This window comes from Streptomyces sp. HUAS MS02, from assembly GCF_055702265.1.
Genome location: NZ_CM146747.1, coordinates 7,073,731 through 7,090,372 on the forward strand (window position 1 = coordinate 7,073,731; position 16,642 = coordinate 7,090,372).

The 16,642-nt window shown below is 71.9% G+C and carries 16 protein-coding genes; 6 read left to right on the plus strand and 10 right to left on the minus strand.

Going from position 1 to position 16,642, the window contains the following annotated elements:
- Positions 1–54: 54 nt before the first annotated feature.
- Positions 55–954, minus strand: a complete 900-nt coding sequence (locus tag ACZ9QC_RS30410; RefSeq protein ID WP_472916033.1) for a heme ABC transporter ATP-binding protein — start codon at positions 952–954, stop codon at positions 55–57.
- Positions 951–1,967 carry a FecCD family ABC transporter permease gene (locus ACZ9QC_RS30415; RefSeq protein WP_472921854.1) on the minus strand — a complete coding sequence of 339 codons (1,017 nt, stop codon included), beginning with the start codon at positions 1,965–1,967 and terminating at the stop codon, positions 951–953. The genes ACZ9QC_RS30410 and ACZ9QC_RS30415 overlap by 4 nt, the downstream gene beginning before the upstream one ends.
- 209 nt (positions 1,968–2,176) lie before the next feature.
- Here ACZ9QC_RS30415 and ACZ9QC_RS30420 point away from each other — a divergent pair, with 209 nt between their 5' ends.
- Positions 2,177–2,821 (plus strand): PhzF family phenazine biosynthesis protein, encoded by a 645-nt coding sequence (locus tag ACZ9QC_RS30420; RefSeq protein WP_472916034.1) that lies wholly within the window; start codon positions 2,177–2,179, stop codon positions 2,819–2,821.
- A 124-nt stretch (positions 2,822–2,945) separates the two neighbouring features.
- On the opposite strand, the gene ACZ9QC_RS30425 is transcribed toward ACZ9QC_RS30420, so the two are convergent.
- Together ACZ9QC_RS30425 and map are read right to left on the minus strand one after the other, a co-directional pair.
- Positions 2,946–3,614: a biliverdin-producing heme oxygenase gene (locus ACZ9QC_RS30425; protein ID WP_472916035.1), complete on the minus strand. Its 669-nt coding sequence runs from the start codon at positions 3,612–3,614 to the stop codon at positions 2,946–2,948.
- Between the two features lie 235 nt (positions 3,615–3,849).
- On the minus strand, positions 3,850–4,707 hold the full coding sequence (map, locus tag ACZ9QC_RS30430; protein ID WP_472916036.1) for a type I methionyl aminopeptidase: 858 nt from the start codon (positions 4,705–4,707) through the stop codon (positions 3,850–3,852).
- Between the two features lie 67 nt (positions 4,708–4,774).
- Between map and ACZ9QC_RS30435 the strand changes: the two genes are divergently transcribed.
- Complete coding sequence (locus ACZ9QC_RS30435; RefSeq protein ID WP_467293145.1) at positions 4,775–5,002, plus strand: hypothetical protein; 228 nt, start codon at positions 4,775–4,777, stop codon at positions 5,000–5,002.
- 16 nt (positions 5,003–5,018) lie between these two features.
- Here ACZ9QC_RS30435 and ACZ9QC_RS30440 read toward each other — a convergent pair whose 3' ends face one another.
- Positions 5,019–5,858 (minus strand): MHYT domain-containing protein, encoded by an 840-nt coding sequence (locus ACZ9QC_RS30440; protein WP_472916037.1) that lies wholly within the window; start codon positions 5,856–5,858, stop codon positions 5,019–5,021.
- Between the two features lie 244 nt (positions 5,859–6,102).
- Positions 6,103–6,705 carry a hypothetical protein gene (locus ACZ9QC_RS30445; protein WP_472916038.1) on the minus strand — a complete coding sequence of 201 codons (603 nt, stop codon included), beginning with the start codon at positions 6,703–6,705 and terminating at the stop codon, positions 6,103–6,105.
- Between the two features lie 145 nt (positions 6,706–6,850).
- On the opposite strand from ACZ9QC_RS30445, the gene ACZ9QC_RS30450 reads away from it, so the two are divergent.
- The 3 genes from ACZ9QC_RS30450 to ACZ9QC_RS30460 all read left to right on the plus strand — a co-directional run bounded on the left by ACZ9QC_RS30450 (position 6,851) and on the right by ACZ9QC_RS30460 (position 8,993).
- Positions 6,851–7,933, plus strand: a complete 1,083-nt coding sequence (locus ACZ9QC_RS30450) for a sialidase family protein (RefSeq protein ID WP_472916039.1) — start codon at positions 6,851–6,853, stop codon at positions 7,931–7,933.
- A gap of 37 nt (positions 7,934–7,970) precedes the next feature.
- Positions 7,971–8,699, plus strand: coding sequence for an NADPH-dependent F420 reductase (gene npdG, locus ACZ9QC_RS30455; RefSeq protein ID WP_472916040.1), 729 nt, complete (start codon positions 7,971–7,973; stop codon positions 8,697–8,699).
- An 81-nt stretch (positions 8,700–8,780) separates the two neighbouring features.
- Positions 8,781–8,993 (plus strand): hypothetical protein, encoded by a 213-nt coding sequence (locus tag ACZ9QC_RS30460; RefSeq protein WP_472916041.1) that lies wholly within the window; start codon positions 8,781–8,783, stop codon positions 8,991–8,993.
- Here ACZ9QC_RS30460 and ACZ9QC_RS30465 read toward each other — a convergent pair.
- The gene (locus ACZ9QC_RS30465; RefSeq protein WP_472916042.1) at positions 8,980–9,780 is read right to left on the minus strand and encodes a site-2 protease family protein; all 801 of its coding nucleotides are present in this window, start codon (positions 9,778–9,780) and stop codon (positions 8,980–8,982) included. The genes ACZ9QC_RS30460 and ACZ9QC_RS30465 overlap by 14 nt on opposite strands.
- 176 nt (positions 9,781–9,956) lie before the next feature.
- On the opposite strand from ACZ9QC_RS30465, the gene ACZ9QC_RS30470 reads away from it, so the two are divergent.
- Positions 9,957–13,310: an AfsR/SARP family transcriptional regulator gene (locus ACZ9QC_RS30470; protein ID WP_472916043.1), complete on the plus strand. Its 3,354-nt coding sequence runs from the start codon at positions 9,957–9,959 to the stop codon at positions 13,308–13,310.
- Positions 13,311–13,341: 31 nt separating this feature from the next.
- Here the strand turns inward: ACZ9QC_RS30470 and ACZ9QC_RS30475 are convergent, their stop codons facing one another.
- From ACZ9QC_RS30475 to panB, 3 genes are all read right to left on the minus strand, one after another.
- On the minus strand, positions 13,342–14,160 hold the full coding sequence (locus ACZ9QC_RS30475) for an ABC transporter permease (RefSeq protein ID WP_215454931.1): 819 nt from the start codon (positions 14,158–14,160) through the stop codon (positions 13,342–13,344).
- Positions 14,157–15,182, minus strand: a complete 1,026-nt coding sequence (locus ACZ9QC_RS30480; protein ID WP_472916044.1) for an ATP-binding cassette domain-containing protein — start codon at positions 15,180–15,182, stop codon at positions 14,157–14,159. The genes ACZ9QC_RS30475 and ACZ9QC_RS30480 overlap by 4 nt, the downstream gene beginning before the upstream one ends.
- A 412-nt stretch (positions 15,183–15,594) precedes the next feature.
- The gene (gene panB / locus ACZ9QC_RS30485; protein ID WP_472916045.1) at positions 15,595–16,461 is read right to left on the minus strand and encodes a 3-methyl-2-oxobutanoate hydroxymethyltransferase; all 867 of its coding nucleotides are present in this window, start codon (positions 16,459–16,461) and stop codon (positions 15,595–15,597) included.
- Between the last annotated feature and the right edge of the window lie 181 nt (positions 16,462–16,642).

The following is a 16,642-nucleotide window of genomic DNA, read 5'->3' on the forward strand; positions in this document are numbered from 1 at the left end:
CGCGCCGCTCTTCTCGGTGCAGCCGGTGACGGCGGCCAGGGCCGCCACGGTCGGTCAGGAACCCCGTCTCGGTGTGATCAGGACAGCACCGGTCCGCGGATGCGGGAACACCTCCACCGGCTGCCGGTACACCTCCGACAGCAGCCCCTCCTCGAAGACGTCGGCCGGCGGCCCGTCCGCCGCGATCCGCCCGTCGCGCAGCACCGCCACCCGGTCCGCGTACGCCGCCGCCAGCCCGAGGTCGTGCAGGACGACGACCACCGCGTCCCCGGCCCCCGCCCGCTCCCGGCACACCCGCAGCACCAACTCCTGGTGCCGGAGGTCCAGCGCGGCCGTCGGCTCGTCCAGCATCAGCAGCGGCGCCCGCTGCGCGAGCACCCGCGCCAGCGCCACCCGGGCGCGCTCGCCGCCGCTCAGCGCGGAGAAGGGCCGCGCCGCGAACCCGGCCACCTCGGTCACCGCCATCGCCTCCGCCACGGCCACGTCGTCGGAGTCCTTCACGCCGCCTCCGCCCGGTTGCCGCGCCCAGGGGGCCCGCCCCATGCGGACGACCTCCTCCACGGTGAAGGGGAACGACAGGGTGGCGGACTGCGGCAACACGGCCCGGCGCAGGGCCAGTTCGGGCGCCGACCACTCACGCACCGGCCGCCCGTGCACCCGTACGACTCCACCGGCCACCGGCAGGTCCGCCGCCAGCGCGCCCAGCAGCGTCGACTTGCCCGCGCCGTTGGGCCCGACCAGCGCGAGCACCTCTCCCGCGCGGGCCGCGACGGACACGCCGCGCAGGACCTCGCGCGCCCCGAGGCGGACGGCGACAGCGTCGGCCTCCGCGAGGACGTCACCGGGGCGGGACGGGGGCGGGGGAGTGGGCGCCCCCGGGCCGAAACGCCCCCGGAGGAGCCGGCGGACGTACCCCGTGCCTGTCGTGGACCCCGCGTCCGATGCCGCCCTCATGCCCAGCCTCCCTGCCTGCGACGGGTCCTGCGGAGCAGCCAGAAGAAGAACGGGCTGCCGATCAGGGCGGTGAGGACGCCCAGGGGCAGCTCGGCCGGCTGGACGATCGTGCGGGCCGCGAGGTCCGCCGCCAGCAGGACGACCGCCCCGGCGAGCGCACTGCCCGGGATCAGGAACCGGTGCCCCGGCCCCGCCGCCATCCGCAGCAGATGCGGCACGACGAGCCCCACGAACCCGATGACGCCCGACACGCTCACGGCGGCGGCGGTCAGCAGCGCGACGACCAGGATCAGCACGACCCGCAGCCGCTCCACGTCCACCCCGAGATGCCGCGCCGGCCGCTCACCGAGCGCGAGCAGGTCCAGCCTGCGGGCGTAGAACGGTGCCACGGCCAGCCCGATCACCGCGCACGGCAGCACGGCCAGCACCTTCGGCCACGTCGACTGCGCGAGCGAGCCCAGCTGCCAGAACGTGATCTGGTTGACGGCCGCCGTGTCCTCCGCGAGGAAGATGAACAGCCCGATCGTGGCACCGGCGAACGCGTTCACCGCGATACCCGTGAGGATCAGCGTCACGACCTCGGTCCGGCCCCCCGACCGCGACATCGCGTACACCACGAACACGGTGATCAGCCCGGCGACGAACGCGAGGACCGAGACCGTCCAGTTCCCGAGGAACGTCATCCCGAACGCGATCGCCGCGACCGCGCCCACCGCCGCGCCCAGCGAGACCCCGATGACACTCGGCTCCGCCAGCGGGTTGCCGAAGACGCCCTGCATCAGCGCCCCCGCGCACCCGAGCGACGCGCCGATCAGCAACGCCAGCACGATCCTCGGGAACCTCACGTTCCACAGCACCGACTCGGGCACGCGTGCCAGCTCCGCCCCGCCGAGCCCGATCCGATGGGCGACCGAGGAGATCACGTCCCCGGTGGGGATCGGGTAGGCCCCGAGCCCGCCGGCGACCGGGATCAACACGAACAGCGCGGCGACGAGACCGACGGTGAGGAGCAGCGGGGCACGCCGACGCCGGGCCCCGTCCGAGTCGCCGGTGTCATCGGTGTCATTGATGCCGTCGGTGTCGTCGGATCTCTCCGGATCAACCGGCTTGTCCAGTACGGTCACTTGGTCCTCTCACGGGTGGGTTCGGGGCTGCCGGTCGTTCCGGCGACGGCGCGGTGACCTGGTACGACCCGGGGCCCGGTTGATGTTTCAATGCGGGGGTGACCGACTTCGATGTGCTGCGGGTGTTCTGCGGACCCCGCGGCGGATACGGCAACGAACTGGGCGTCGTCCGTGAGGGCTCCGTCATGCCCGACCGCACCGAGCGCCAGGAGTTCGCCGCCAAACTCGGCTTCAGCGAGACCGTGTTCGTGGACGACCCCGAGCGCGGTGTCATCGACATCTACACCCCCTCGCAGCGCCTGCCCTTCGCCGGACACCCCTGCGTGGGCGCGGCCTGGCTGCTCGACGCGCCCGAGCTGGTCACCCCGGCCGGACTCGTCGGCGCCCGGCTGGACGGCGAGTTCAGCTGGATCGAGGCCCTGCCGGAGTGGGCCCCGCCCCGCACCTTCCGCCAGTACGCCTCCGCCGCCGAGGTCGACGACCTGCGCATACCGCCCCCCGGCGAGTGGATCTACGCCTGGGCCTGGGAGGATGAGGCCGCCGGCCGTATCCGCGCCCGCGCCTTCCCCGGCCGCGACGACGGCATCGAGGAGGACGAGGCCACCGGCGCCGCGGCCCTCCAACTCACCGCCCACCTCGGCCGAGCCCTGAACATCACCCAGGGCACAGGCTCCCAACTCCTCACGGCCCCGCAGCCGCACGGCTGGGTGGAGGTCGGGGGCAGGGTGTTCTTGGAACGCTAGGGGCGCTCTGGGGAGCTAGGTGGCACCCCCGTTTTTCAGGGGCGCGGGGAACTGCGCGACCAGCCCCCACTCAGCCGCACTGATCCCACGACCTCAGTGCCCCCCGCCCCAGCGAGCGCCGCGCTCACGCACTCAACCGAAACTCGTCCCCCAAGGCAAGAAAGACCGCGGTGTTGAGCGCGAACGCCCGCTTGCACTCACCCACGATCCGCTGCTTCTCCAGCTCGTCGGCCCGCACCCGGTCCAGCAGCTCCCGGTACCCCCGCTTGAACGCGGCCGGGTTGGTGATCTCCTCGAAGACGTAGAACCGCACCCCGTCGCCCTTCTTGGCGAACCCCCACGTCTTCTCGGCCCGGTCCCGGATGATCTGCCCACCCGACAGGTCCCCGAGATACCGCGTGTAGTGGTGGGCCACATACCCGCCGGCCCAGGTACGCGCGCACTCCGCGACCCGCGCCGCGTACTCCTCGGTCGCCGGCAGCGCCGTGAGCGTCGACCGCCAGCCGGGGCCGCGCAGATGCTCCAGGTCCCGCTCCAGCGCGCCCAGCCGCATCAGCTCGGGCTGCACGAACGGTCCCGCGACCGGGTCGTGGGCCAGCCCGGGTGCGGCGCTCTCCAGCGCCTCGTACACGAACCACAGCTGCTCGGTGTAGCGCGTGTACGCCTCGACGCCGAGTTTGCCGCCCAGCATGTCGGCCATGAACGTCGTGCTCTCCGCCTCGGTGTGCTGCTCGTGCGAGGCCGTGCGGATGAGCGTGGAGAACGCCGTGTCCGATGTGACCGACGCGTTCATGGAGGCCTCCGGTGCCGATGGGGTTGGACGCGAACCTGTTGCCAGTTTCTATGGTTAGGCTTACCTAAGTCAACAGGTTCCCGACTCCCTGTCGGTAAAAACGCTACCCCGAATCCCCGCCACTCCCACATGGAATCCGCGCAAGAAAGAACCCGCCGCACGGCGGGAGCCGGCGGCGGGTTGCGTACAGGGCGAAGCGGGGGCGGGGTCCGCAGCGGAGCCGGGACCGGTGGCTCTACGGCAGCGTGAGGATCTCCGCGCCGGTCTCCGTGACCACCAGCGTGTGCTCGAACTGCGCGGTCCGCTTGCGGTCCTTGGTCACGACCGTCCAGCCGTCGTCCCACATGTCGTAGTCGTACGACCCGAGCGTCAGCATCGGCTCGATGGTGAAGGTCATCCCGGTCTGGATCAGGGTGGTGGCGTGCGGGGAGTCGTAGTGCGGGACGATCAGCCCGGAGTGGAACGACGAGTTGATCCCGTGCCCGGTGAAGTCGCGCACGACCCCGTACCCGAACCGCTTCGCGTACGACTCGATGACGCGCCCGATGATGTTGATCTGCCGTCCCGGCTTGACGGCCTTGATGGCACGGGCGAGCGACTCCCGGGTCCGCTCGACGAGCAGTTTCGACTCCTCGTCGACCTCGCCGACCAGGTAGGTGGCGTTGTTGTCGCCGTGGACGCCGCCGATGTACGCCGTCACGTCCAGGTTCACGATGTCGCCGTCGTTCAGCACGGTCGAGTCGGGGATGCCGTGGCAGATGACCTCGTTGACCGAGGTGCACAGCGACTTGGGGAAGCCGCGGTAGCCGAGCGTCGAGGGGTAGGCGCCGTGGTCGCACATGTACTCGTGCGCGACCCGGTCCAGCTCGTCCGTGGTGACCCCGGGGGCGATGTGCTTGGCGGCCTCGGCCATCGCCCGGGCCGCGATCCGGCCGGCGATCCGCATCGCCTCGATCGTCTCCGGGGTCTGCACCTCCGGCCCGGTGTACGGAGTCGGGGCGGGCTTGCCCACGTACTCGGGACGGCGGATGTTCCCCGGTACGGGGCGGGCGGGGGAGAGCTTCCCCGGTGCGAGCAGCGACTGGCCAGACATGCCAGCGAGTTTAACCAGCGGTGGTGGGGGACCATGTCGGTGAGGACTGGCGAAGGGAACTCAGCTCATGCCCCTGTTCAAACGGCGTACGGCCGGCAAGCCCGGTGAGTGGTTCTACTGCCTGGAGCACAAGAAGGTCGAGGAGGGCCCCGACTGCCCCGGCAAGGACCGCATGGGTCCCTATGCCTCCCGCCAGGACGCCACCCGGGCCATGGAGACGGCCCGGGAGCGCAACGAGGAGTGGGAGACGGACCCGCGCTGGCACGACGCCCCGTCCCCGGGGCCGGACGCCTGATCCCGCGGCCCCCTCCTCACCACTCGGTGGGGGCGGAGGTCCTGCCGCCGTGCGGGACCTGGTGCGGTGCGGGGGCGCCGACGCCACCCTCGCGCGGCGCGCGAGCCGCGTGCTCCCAGTCGGCGTCGCCGAGCACCATGTCGGGGTCGAACATGACGACGACGGCGGCGACCAGGAGGACGACGAGCGGGCCCGCGAGCATGGCAAGGAGGAACGACAGCAGGTCGGCGGAGGACTGCGAGACGTCGGACCGGCCCGTCAGGTGGACGGAGACCGAGGCCATGCCCGTGTAGTGCATCCCGGTCACGGCCACACCCATGACCACGCTCGCCCCGATGCTGGCCCACAGCGTGTGGATGGAGACGGCCGCCCACAGGGCGGCCGTGGCCGCCACGACGGCGATCGCGACGGACAGGACCACCGTCGGGATGTCGTAGTGGAGGGTGCCGTTGGTGTGCACGGCGGCCATGCCGAGGTAGTGCATGGCCGCGACACCGAGCCCGGTGACCGTGCCGGCCGTCGCCAGGGTCGGCGCCGAGCCGCCCCGGTAGCCGACGAGGAACACGCCGACCGCGACGACGACGATGGCGACGGCCAGGCTGAGCAGTGTCTTCGACATGTCGTAGTTGACCAGCGCGCCCTGGACGTTGAAGCCGATCATGGCGATGAAATGCATGGTCCAGATGCCGCAGCCGATCGATACGGCCCCCAGGGTCAGCCACCCGGCTCTGTGGTGCGGGCGTCTCAGCGACCGCGTCGCGCACCGCAGCCCGAGCGCCGCCCCGAGGCAGGCCATCAGGTACGCGGCGACCGGGGTCGTGGCGCCGTAGTAGAAGTTGGAGACGGTGGCGTTCATGTAGGGCCCTCCCCTGGCGTACATGAGCTGCGCCTCGGTCCGGTGCGCGTGGGGGCGCGCACGACACCCCCGTTCTGCCGAGGGCGGGGCGCAGGAGACCAAGAGGCGGAAACAAGCCACCTGGCCGAGTTGACGCGATTCAATCACACGGTGCTCACACTTCCTACACACAGGGGTGAAGGTTCGTTGAAACAGGGATCACTGAGGCCCGTGTGGCGAACCGAGGCTCGTGGGGCGACCGGCGTCACCAGTGGGTGGGAGGCGGTGACGTCAGCCGGTCGGTGAGGCGGGAGAGGCGGTCACGGAAGCGGCGCCGCCCCCTCGGCTCCGGCACCGCGTCCTCCCCGGCGGCCGCGCTCACCAGGTGCTGCACGGTGTCCAGGTCGACGACCGGCTCGGCGGGCGCCGCCAACGCCTCGTGGGCCAGCGCGTCGAGCTCCCGGTCGCCGGTGTTCAGCGACAGCACCGTCGCCCCGGCCCGCCGCGCGTCGTGCACCCGCTCCAGCAGGGCGGCTCCCGGCGCGGACGGCGCGACCACCAGCAGGGTCTCGCCCCGCCGCGCCGCCGACACCCGGCCGAGCCCCACCGCCAGGTGCGCGGGGTCCGAGGGCCGCGCGGAGTGCCGTACGAGCGTCGGGGCGAGTTCCGGCGTACCGGACCAGGCCGCCTCGTCGACCAGATGCGCCGCGAGGTGCCACGGCTCGTACTCGGCCGTACCGACGAGCAGCAGCCCACCGCCGTACGACACCACGGATCCCCGCAGCGCCCCCGCGAACCGCCGCGTGGCCCCCAGCCACTCCGTCCCGGCGAGCACCTCACGCAACAACGCGACCCGTACGGCATCCATGCGCCCGCATCCTGCCGCAACCGGAGACTCGTGACCCGGTGTTCACCCCGAATTGGCCCCAGCCGGGCACGCAGGCCGAACAGCGACCGCCACGGACGCACCGCACCACCACCCCACGAGCCGCCCCCCACCCCAGGAGCCCCTCATGACCCCCACGCCCCAGTCCAGCGTCCCCTTCCGGGCCGGCCGCGAAGGCTATGCCAGCTTCCGGATCCCGGCGGTCGTCGCCACCCCCTCCGGCGCCCTGCTCGCCTTCTGCGAGGGACGGGTCGGCGGACGGGAGGACTTCGGGAACATCGACATCGTGGTGAAGCGGTCGACGGACGGCGGCCGGACCTGGGGCCCGCTCCAGGTCGCCGCCGGCAACGGCGACGCCCTCGCCGGCAACCCCGCCCCCGTCGTCCTCGACACCGGCCGGATCCTGCTGGTCCACGTCCGCAACGCCGCCCACGCCACGGAGGACGCCATCCGCCGCGGCGAGGTGAGCGCGGCGGACGGCCGTCGGGTCTGGGTGCGACACAGCGACGACGAGGGACGGACATGGTCCGACCCCAGGGAGATCACCCGGCAGACCAAGAAGCCCGAGTGGCGGTGGTACGCCACCACCCCCGGCCACGCGCTCCAGCTCACCACCGGCCGCGTGGTCGTCCCCGCCAACCACTCCCTGCCTCCCGCCGGCGCGGACGACGGCACGGAGGGCAGGTACAACGGCGGACACTGCCTGCTGAGCGACGACGCGGGCACCACCTGGCGCATCGGATACGTCGACGACAACACCGACGGCTACATCAACGCCAACGAGACCACCGCCGCCGAACTCCCCGACGGTCGGATCTACTTCAACACCCGCAACGACTCCCCGTCCCCCGGCACCCGCGCCGACGCCCACTCCGCGGACGGCGGCGAGAGCCTGGTCAAGCCGTTCCGGCCGCAGGCGGGCATCGTCGGCCCCGTCGTCGAGGGCAGCGTCCTCCAGCTCCGCGACCCCGACCTGCTCCTCCACTCCGGCCCCGCCGACCCCGGCTTCCGCGCACTGATGACCGTCCGCGCCAGCGACGACGGCGGCGTCACCTGGCGCCCCGTCCACACCGTCGACGGACTGCCCGCCGCGTACTCCGATCTCGTACGCGTCGACCGGGACACCGTGGGACTCCTCTACGAGACGGGCGACTTCAGCGCGTACGAGACGATCACGTTCCGCCGGATCCCCCTGACCGCACTCACCTGACCGTCGTCCACGCCGGCCCCGCACGTAAAGTCGGCCCATGACCTCTACTGACAGTGCACAGCAGTTCGCCGCGCAGACCCCCGCGAAGGCCCCCGCCAAGGACCCCTGGGACCTGCCGGACGTCTCGGGGCTCGTCGTCGGCGTGCTCGGCGGCACCGGTCCGCAGGGCAAGGGCCTCGCCTACCGTCTCGCCAAGGCCGGCCAGAAGGTGATCATCGGCTCCCGGGCCGCCGACCGCGCGCAGGGCGTCGCCCAGGACCTCGGGTACGGCGTCGAGGGCGCCGACAACGCCGAGACCGCCCGCCGCAGCGACATCGTGATCGTCGCGGTGCCGTGGGACGGGCACGGCGACACCCTCACGTCGCTGCGCGAGGAACTGGCCGGCAAGCTCGTCGTCGACTGCGTCAACCCGCTCGGCTTCGACAAGAAGGGCGCCTACGCGCTGAAGCCGGAGGAGGGCAGCGCCGCGCAGCAGGCCGCCGCCCTGCTGCCGGACTCACGGGTCACCGCCGCCTTCCACCACCTCTCCGCCGTCCTCCTGGAGGACCCGGAGATCGAGGAGATCGACACCGATGTGATGGTCCTCGGCGAGGAGCGCGCCGACGTCGAGATCGTGCAGGCGCTGGCCGGCCGCATCCCCGGGATGCGCGGCATCTTCGCCGGCCGGCTGCGCAACGCCCACCAGGTCGAGTCCCTGGTCGCCAACCTGATCTCCGTGAACCGCCGCTACAAGGCCCACGCGGGCATCCGCCTCACGGACGTGTAGCCGACGCACGCGGCCCCGGGGCATGGGGGACACTGGACGACGCACAACCTCGTCCGACCGCCTTCCAAGGAGCCGACCCCCATGCCCCCCTTGCTCCCTCCCGGCCCGGCCCGGCGCCTCGCCCTCTACGCGCTCGTCGTCTGTCTCCTCGCGATCACCGCGGCCGTGGTCTCGTTCAGCCGGGGCAGCTGGCTGGGTGTGGTGTGGGTGCTGATGGCAGGGCTGTCGTCCAACATGACCTGGTACTACGTCCGCAAGGCCAGGCAGGGGCGCGAGGCCGTCACATCCCGGTGAGGCAGATGTCGCTGTCCTCGCGCCAGAAGCGGTAGAGCCAGTAGCCGCAGTCGGAGAGCTGGTCCTCGATGCCGAGGCCCCGCATGAACGCGTCGATCACGTCCCAGAACACGCCGTTCACCGCCGGGATCCACAGCACCGCGAAGACCAGCAGCAGCCCGAAGGGCGCCAGCGGCTCCACCTGGCGACGGATCTTGTACGACAGCCAGGGCTCGATGACGCCGTAGCCGTCCAGGCCGGGCACCGGCAGGAAGTTCAGGATCGCCGCCGTGACCTGGAGCATCGCCAGGAAGGCGAGGGCGAAGAGGAAGGCCATCGGCACGCCGTCGGTGACGCCCAGCCAGAAGGGCGCGGTACAGACGGCCGCGAACAGCACGTTCGTCAGCGGGCCCGCCGCCGAGATCAGACTGTGCTTCCAGCGGCCCTGGATCCGGCCCCGCTCGATGAACACGGCACCACCGGGCAGACCGATCCCGCCCATGATCACGAAGACGACGGGCAGCACGATGCTGAGCAGGGCGTGCGTGTACTTCAGAGGGTTGAGGGTGAGATAGCCCTTCGCGCCGATGGAGATGTCACCGCTGTGCAGCGCGGTGCGGGCGTGCGCGTATTCGTGCAGACACAGCGAGACGATCCACGCCGAGGTCACGAACAGGAAGACGGCCAGCCCGGGCTGCTCGGCGAACCCGGTCCACGTGGCCCATCCCGTGACCGCCATGACGGCCACGATTCCCACGAACACAGGGCTGATCCTCCGGTCGCTCCGGCGGGTCGCGGCGGTGGTCATGGGACTCCTAGCTGTGTCGATGCAGACTCGATCACTCGTATGGACGCCCCGACGGTACCGGGACACGGCGAAAACGTCTCGCGATCGCCTTCGAGTTCCTAGCAAGGTGGGGGAATGGCGGGGCATACCCGAACCCCGCCCGGAACTCGAACCCGATTCCGATCCCGACAGAGACAATGGACCTCGTGCGCTACCGCATCCTCGGCACCACCCAGGCCCTGCAGTCCGACGGCACCCCCGTCCCCGTCGGGGGCGCACGCCTGCGTGCCCTGCTGACCGTGCTCGCGCTGCGGCCGGGACGCACGGTGCCCGCGGCCGTCCTCGTCGACGAGGTGTGGTCCGACGACCCGCCCGCCGACGCGCCCGGCGCACTGCAGGCGCTGGTCGGCCGGCTGCGCAGGGCGCTCGGCCCGGACGCGGTCGCCTCGGTGAACGGCGGCTACCGGCTCACGGCCACCCGGGACGACGTCGACCTGCACTGCTTCGAACGCCTCACGGACGAGGGCGCCCGCGCGCTCGCCGACGGTGACCCGGCCAAGGCCGCCGACGTCCTCGACGACGCGCTCGCCCTCTGGCAGGGCCCGCCCCTCGCCGACCTCCCCGACCGCGCCGCCGAGGCGGCCCGCTGGGAGACCCGCCGCCTCGACGCCCAGCGCACCCGTCTCACCGCAGCTCTGGCCCTGGGCCGCCCCGACACCGCCCTCCCCGACCTCACCGCCCTCTGCGACACCCACCCCCTCGACGAACCCCTGCAGGCCCTGCGCCTGCGCGCCCTCCGCGACACCGGCCGCACGGCGGAGGCCCTGGCCGCGTACGAACGGGTACGCCGCCTCCTGGCCGACCGCCTGGGCACGACCCCCGGCCCCGCCCTGCGCAAACTCCACGCGGAACTCCTGAGATTCGACCAACCAGCGCCCCGTCAGGGGCGCGGGGAACTGCGCGACAACCCCCACGAACCGGCACCCGACAACGCACCCATCAACGCACCCCGACACCCCCACCCCACCCGCCCCCCGGGAAACCTCCGCGCCCGCCTCACCTCCTTCGTGGGCCGCGACACCGACATAGACACGATCCGCGACGACCTCACGACCACCCGCCTCGTGACCCTCCTCGGCCCCGGCGGCGCGGGCAAGACCCGCCTCTCCCAGGAGGCCGGCGAGGCACTCGCCCCGGCCCTGCCGGACGGCGTCTGGCTCGCCGAACTCGCCCCCGTCGACGACCCCGCGAACGTCCCGGAGGCCGTCCTCACCGCCCTCGGCGCCCGCGAGACCGTCCTGCGGGGCGCCGGCGCCGAGGAGATGCGCGTCGCGGCGGACCTCCCGGACGACCCCCTGGTCCGCCTCGCCGAGCACTGCGCCGGCCGCCGCATGCTGCTGATCCTCGACAACTGCGAACACGTCGTGGACGCCGCCGCCCACCTCGTCGACCAGCTCCTCCAACGGTGCCCGGGGCTGACCGTCCTGGCCACCAGCCGTGAACCCCTCGGCGTACCGGGGGAGTTGCTGCGCCCGGTGGAACCGCTGACGCAGCCCCACGCGCTGCGCCTGCTCGCCGACCGGGGAGCGGCCGCCCGGCCCGGTTTCACCGTCGAGGCCGACCCGGAGGCCGCCGCCGAGATCTGCCGGCGCCTCGACGGACTGCCGCTCGCGATCGAGCTGGCGGCGGCCCGGCTGCGGATGCTGACGCCCCGCCAGATCGCCGACCGGCTCGACGACCGCTTTCGGCTGCTCACCTCCGGCAGCCGCACCGTGCTGCCCCGGCAGCAGACCCTGCGCGCGGTCGTCGACTGGTCCTGGGAACTCCTCGACGAGGACGAACGGGACGTCCTGCGGCGGCTGTCGGTGTTCGCCGGTGGCTGCGACCTGGCCGCCGCCGAGGCCGTCTGCGGCCCCGCCGCACTGGAGGCGCTCGGCTCCCTCGTGGACAAGTCCCTTGTCGTGGCCGCCCCTTCGGCCGCCACCGACGGCTCCGGCGGCGAGATGCGTTACCGCCTCCTGGAGACCGTCGCCGAGTACGCCGGCGAACGGCTCGACGAGACGGGCACCCGCCCCACCGCCGAACGCGCGCACCTCACCTACTACCGCGAACTCGTCCGCCTCACCGACCCGTTGCTGCGCGGCTCAGGCCAGCGCGCCGCGATCGAGCTGCTGGAGCTGGAGTACGAGAACATCCGCACCGCGCTCAGGCACGCCGTCGCCGAGCGGGACGAGCAGGAGGCGCTCTGCCTGATCCTCTCGCTGTGCTGGTACTGGCAGATGCGCGACCTGAAGACCGACGCCCGGCACTGGTCCGCCCAGGTCAAGGAACTCGGCCCGAACCCGTTCACCGCGCCCGCGCGCCCCGTCCCGGACCTGCGCGAACGTCTCGTCGACCAGCCGCCCCCGATGAGCCCGGCAGTCCTCGACGAGGCCCGGCGCGGGGTGCACCTCGTCCATCTGGCCTGCATGGACATGGAGTTGCCCGCCTGGCAGACCTCCGAGGCACAGGAGAAGCTGCGGGTCATCAGCGCCACCTACCGGCCGGGCCAGCCGCAGACCTGCCGCTTCCCCGGCTTCATGTGGTTCTACGCCGTCCTGCTGACCGGCGACATGGACCGGCTGCGCGCCATCCTGGACGCCAACATCCGTACCTGCCGCGACCTCGGCTACACCTGGGAGCTGGCGCAGACCCTGCAGCTGCGGGCCAACCTCCTGGCCAACCGCTCCGACTGGGCGGGCGACGCGATCACGGACGCCGACGACGCGCTGGAGATCTTCGACCGGCTCGGGGACGCCTGGGGCGCTGCCGAGGCGCTCTCGGCGCGCGGTGAGTCGCTGGAACGCCGGGGCGAGTTCGCGCTCGCCGCCACGGACTACGAACGTGCCATCGAGTACGCCGAACGGCTCGGTGCCAACGCCCAGCTGGGTGTCCTCGGCGTCCGGCTCGGCGGTGTGTACATCGAGAGCGGCGACCCGGAGCGCGGCGAGAAGATGCTGTTCGACGTGCTGGATTCGGGGCGCCGTGCCGCCGCCCGCGAGGCGGTGCCCATCGCCCGCCTCTACCTCGCCGCCCGGCTCGGCCGCACTGGGCGCACGACCGAGGCCAGGGAACAGCTCACCCTGCTGCGCCAGGACTTCCACGCCGCCGACTACGTGCTCTTCGCGGGGTACGTCATCGGCGTCGAGGGCTGGTTGGAGGCGGTGTCCGGACACCACGAGGAGGCGCTGCGGCTGATGCGCAGGGCGCTGGAGCGGAGCCTGGACCGGCTGTCCCTGACGGTCGCGCCCTATATGCCCGCCGTCCATCTGGTGACCGCCGCCATATCCGTCGCGGGCGTCGACGGCGGCGACCGCGCCCGTGAGGCGGCCCGGCTCCTCGGCGCGGCCGACGCGTTGCTGCCGTCCGGACACTTCTCCAGCCCGATGGAGGCCGAGGCCCGGGCCATGGCCGAGGCGATGACCCGGGCCCGGCTGGACGACGAGGTCTACGACACCGCGTACGCCGAGGGCGGCTCCCTCACCCTGGAGGAGGCCGTCGCCCTCGTCTGACCCCTCTGCCGTACCCGTACGGGCCCGGTGGTCAGCTCTTCGTCTTGAACTTGTGGATCGCGATGGGTGCCATCACCGCTGTCAGCGCCACCGACCAGCCGAGGGTGACCAGCAGGTCGTGGGCGATGGGCCCGCCCGTCATCAGCCCGCGCGCGGCGTCCGCGAGGGACGACAGCGGGTTGTAGTCGGTGAACGTCTGCAGCCAGCCCGGCATGGACTGGGTCGGCGCGAAGATCGACGAGCCGAACTGCAGCGGGAACAGCACCAGGAAGCCCATGGCCTGCACGGACTGCGCGTTCTTCATCGTCACGCCGAGCACCAGGAAGATCCACATCAGGGACGAGCCGAAGACGACGGCCAGCCCGACCGCCCCGAACAGCCCGGGCCAGTTGGTGATGTCGAAGCCGATGAGGACACCGACGGTCAGCAGAATCGTCGTGGCGACCAGCATGCGCAGCAGTTCGACGGAGATCTTCGCGAGCAGCACCGAGGACCGGCCGATCGGCAGGGACCGGAACCGGTCCATGACGCCCTTCTGGAAGTCCTCGTTGAAGCCCGTGCCGACGCCCATGGCGATGTTCATGCCCATCATCGCCATCAGGCCCGGCACCACGTACTGCACGTACTGCTCCTGGCCGCCGCCCAGCGCCTGCCCGATGGAGCCGCCGAAGACGTAGACGAAGAGCAGGGTGAACACGATCGGCATCAGCACCGCGTCGAACATCGACTCCGGGTCCTGCCGGATCCACAGCAGATTGCGGCGGACGAGCGCCCCGGTGTGCCGGGCGTGGGCCCGCAGCCCGATCCGGCCGTCGGCCTCGCCCGTGGTGGGCAGGGTGGTGGCACTCATACGGCGGCCTCCTCGTACGCGGGGGTCGGGGTGGTGTCCTGCGGGGCACTGGCCTTGTGACCGGTGAGCGACAGGAACACCTCGTCCAGGCTGGGCAGTTCGGTGCTGATCGAGGCGATGGTGACGCCGCGCGCGGTGATCGCGCCGACGACGGCGGTCAGTTGCTCGTCGCTGAGGATCGGCACGTGGAGGGTGCCGGTCCCGGTGTCCACGGTGGTGGTGGCGAGCCCGGTGATCCCCAGGTCGTCCAGCTTCGTGGCCAGTGGACGCAGGTGCACAGGGTCGGCCGTCCGGACCCGCAGAGTACGGCCGCCGACCTGGGCCTTCAGCTCCTCGATCCGGCCGCCGGCGATCACCTTGCCCCGGTCGATCACGGTCAGCTCGGAGGCCAGCTGCTCGGCCTCCTCCATGTACTGGGTGGTCAGCAGCACGGTCACACCGTCACTGACCATCCGCTTCACCTCGGCCCACACCTCGTTGCGGGTGTGCGGGTCCAGGCCGGTCGTCGGCTCGTCCAGGTACAGCACGGCCGGGCTGCCGATCATGGACGCGGCCAGGTCGAGCCGCCGCCGCATACCGCCGGAGTACGTCCCCGCCGGGCGCCCGGCCGCCTCGGTGAGCGAGAACCGCTCCAGCAGACCGGTAGCGCGGCTCTTCGCCTCCTTGCGGGGCAGGTCGAGCAGACGGCCGATCATGTACAGGTTCTCGAAGCCGGAGAGCTTCTCGTCCACGGACGCGTACTGGCCGGTCAGGCCGATGACCCGACGCAGCTGGCGCGGCTGCCGTACGACGTCGTACCCGGCCACGATCGCGTGTCCCGCGTCCGGTGTGATCAGTGTGGACAGGCACCGTACGAGCGTGGTCTTGCCGGCCCCGTTCGGGCCGAGCACGCCCATCACCGTGCCCTCCCGCACATCCAGGTCGACACCGTCCAGCGCCCTGGTCTCCCCGTAGTGCTTGACCAGCCCCCGCACGGCGACAGCGCCCTTCGCGCCGCTGGCGTTCTTGTCGATTCGTGTCATGAGAACGACGGTCCCAGCCCTCACCGACAAACCACCGACAGGTCGCCGACACGGGGGTAGGGGGCCGGGCGCGGTAGGGGGTGGGGGGTTCGGTTCGTCAGCGGGTGCGGGTGAGTGGGGGCCGTTCGCGCAGTTCCCCGCGCCCCTGAAAAGCAGGGGCTGCGCCCCGTGCTTTTCATCCCGCAGCCCCGTCGCCTTTCAGGCCCGCAGGGCCATGGTCTTTCAGGCCCGCAGGGGCCTGGTCTTTAGGGGCGCGGGGAACTGCGCGAGAAGCCCCACTCACCCGCACCCGCCGACGAAACCGCACCCCCACCCCGCTGGGCCCCCGGCCAAAAACAAAGCTGCGGCCCGCCGACGGGGGAAGATCGGCGGGCCGCAGTCGTACCGCTATGGCTCAGTGAAGTCTCCGCGCCTAGTGGACGGAGTGCTCCTCCAGCGGGAACGTCCCACCCACGACGTCCTCCGCGAACGCCTTCGCCGCGTCGCCCATGACCGTCCGCAGGTCCGCGTACTTCTTGACGAACTTCGGCACCCGCCCACCCGTCAGCCCGAGCATGTCGGTCCACACGAGCACCTGCGCGTCGGTCTCGGGCCCGGCGCCGATGCCGACCGTCGGGATGTGGAGCACCCGGGTGACCTCCGCCGCCAGCTCCGCCGGGACCAGCTCCAGGACGACCGCGAACGCGCCCGCGTCCTGGACGGCCTTGGCGTCGCGCAGCAACTGCTGCGCGGCCTCCTCGCCGCGTCCCTGCACGCGGTAGCCCATCGCGTTGACGGACTGCGGCGTGAGGCCGATGTGGGCCATCACGGGGATGCCCGACTCGACCAGCAGCTCGATCTGGCGGTGCGAGCGCTCGCCGCCCTCCAGCTTGACCGCGCCGACCCCGGCCTCCTTGACCAGCCGGGTCGCCGAGCGCAGCGCCTGCACCGGGCCCTCCTGGTAGGAGCCGAAGGGCAGGTCGCCCACGATCAGGGCGCGGCTGGTGCCCCGTACGACGGCAGCGGACAGCATGGTCATCTCGTCGAGGGTGACGGGCACGGTCGACTCGTACCCGAGGTGGCAGTTGCCCGCCGAGTCGCCGACGAGCATCACCGGGATGCCGGCCTCGTCGAAGACGGACGCGGTCATCGCGTCGTAGGCGGTGAGCATGGGCCACTTCTCGCCGCGCTCCTTGGCGAGGGCGATGTCCCGGACGGTGATACGGCGTGTGCCCTTGCCCCCGTACAGCGCCTTGCTGCCGTCGGAGGGCTTCGTCTGGGCAGCCGAAAGCTGCGTCATCGCTCAGCTCCTTCATGTCATCTCGAGGCACCCTGACGGCGTCCCCGGACCACATCCATGGTGGCACCTAGGACAAGGGAGGGCTAGGGCGGGTACCTGTGACCGTTCAGGCACCGGTGCGGCCGCATGGCGGCGCGGGGGAGCCGGGTGCAAGATTTACGATACGAGACGGTCCCGTATC

What these genes read in the sequence shown, in the direction of transcription:
- ACZ9QC_RS30460 (WP_472916041.1), top strand. Translation starts at nt 8,781, where the DNA reads ATGCCCCCCTTGCTCCCTCCCGGCCCGGCCCGGCGCCTCGCCCTCTAC.
- ACZ9QC_RS30475 (WP_215454931.1), bottom strand. Translation starts at nt 14,160, where the DNA reads ATGAGTGCCACCACCCTGCCCACCACGGGCGAGGCCGACGGCCGGATC.
- ACZ9QC_RS30465 (WP_472916042.1), bottom strand. Translation starts at nt 9,780, where the DNA reads ATGACCACCGCCGCGACCCGCCGGAGCGACCGGAGGATCAGCCCTGTG.
- ACZ9QC_RS30435 (WP_467293145.1), top strand. Translation starts at nt 4,775, where the DNA reads ATGCCCCTGTTCAAACGGCGTACGGCCGGCAAGCCCGGTGAGTGGTTC.
- ACZ9QC_RS30445 (WP_472916038.1), bottom strand. Translation starts at nt 6,705, where the DNA reads ATGGATGCCGTACGGGTCGCGTTGTTGCGTGAGGTGCTCGCCGGGACG.
- ACZ9QC_RS30440 (WP_472916037.1), bottom strand. Translation starts at nt 5,858, where the DNA reads ATGAACGCCACCGTCTCCAACTTCTACTACGGCGCCACGACCCCGGTC.
- ACZ9QC_RS30450 (WP_472916039.1), top strand. Translation starts at nt 6,851, where the DNA reads ATGACCCCCACGCCCCAGTCCAGCGTCCCCTTCCGGGCCGGCCGCGAA.
- ACZ9QC_RS30470 (WP_472916043.1), top strand. Translation starts at nt 9,957, where the DNA reads ATGGACCTCGTGCGCTACCGCATCCTCGGCACCACCCAGGCCCTGCAG.
- ACZ9QC_RS30425 (WP_472916035.1), bottom strand. Translation starts at nt 3,614, where the DNA reads ATGAACGCGTCGGTCACATCGGACACGGCGTTCTCCACGCTCATCCGC.
- ACZ9QC_RS30480 (WP_472916044.1), bottom strand. Translation starts at nt 15,182, where the DNA reads ATGACACGAATCGACAAGAACGCCAGCGGCGCGAAGGGCGCTGTCGCC.
- panB (WP_472916045.1), bottom strand. Translation starts at nt 16,461, where the DNA reads ATGACGCAGCTTTCGGCTGCCCAGACGAAGCCCTCCGACGGCAGCAAG.
- npdG (WP_472916040.1), top strand. Translation starts at nt 7,971, where the DNA reads ATGACCTCTACTGACAGTGCACAGCAGTTCGCCGCGCAGACCCCCGCG.
- map (WP_472916036.1), bottom strand. Translation starts at nt 4,707, where the DNA reads ATGTCTGGCCAGTCGCTGCTCGCACCGGGGAAGCTCTCCCCCGCCCGC.
- ACZ9QC_RS30410 (WP_472916033.1), bottom strand. Translation starts at nt 954, where the DNA reads ATGAGGGCGGCATCGGACGCGGGGTCCACGACAGGCACGGGGTACGTC.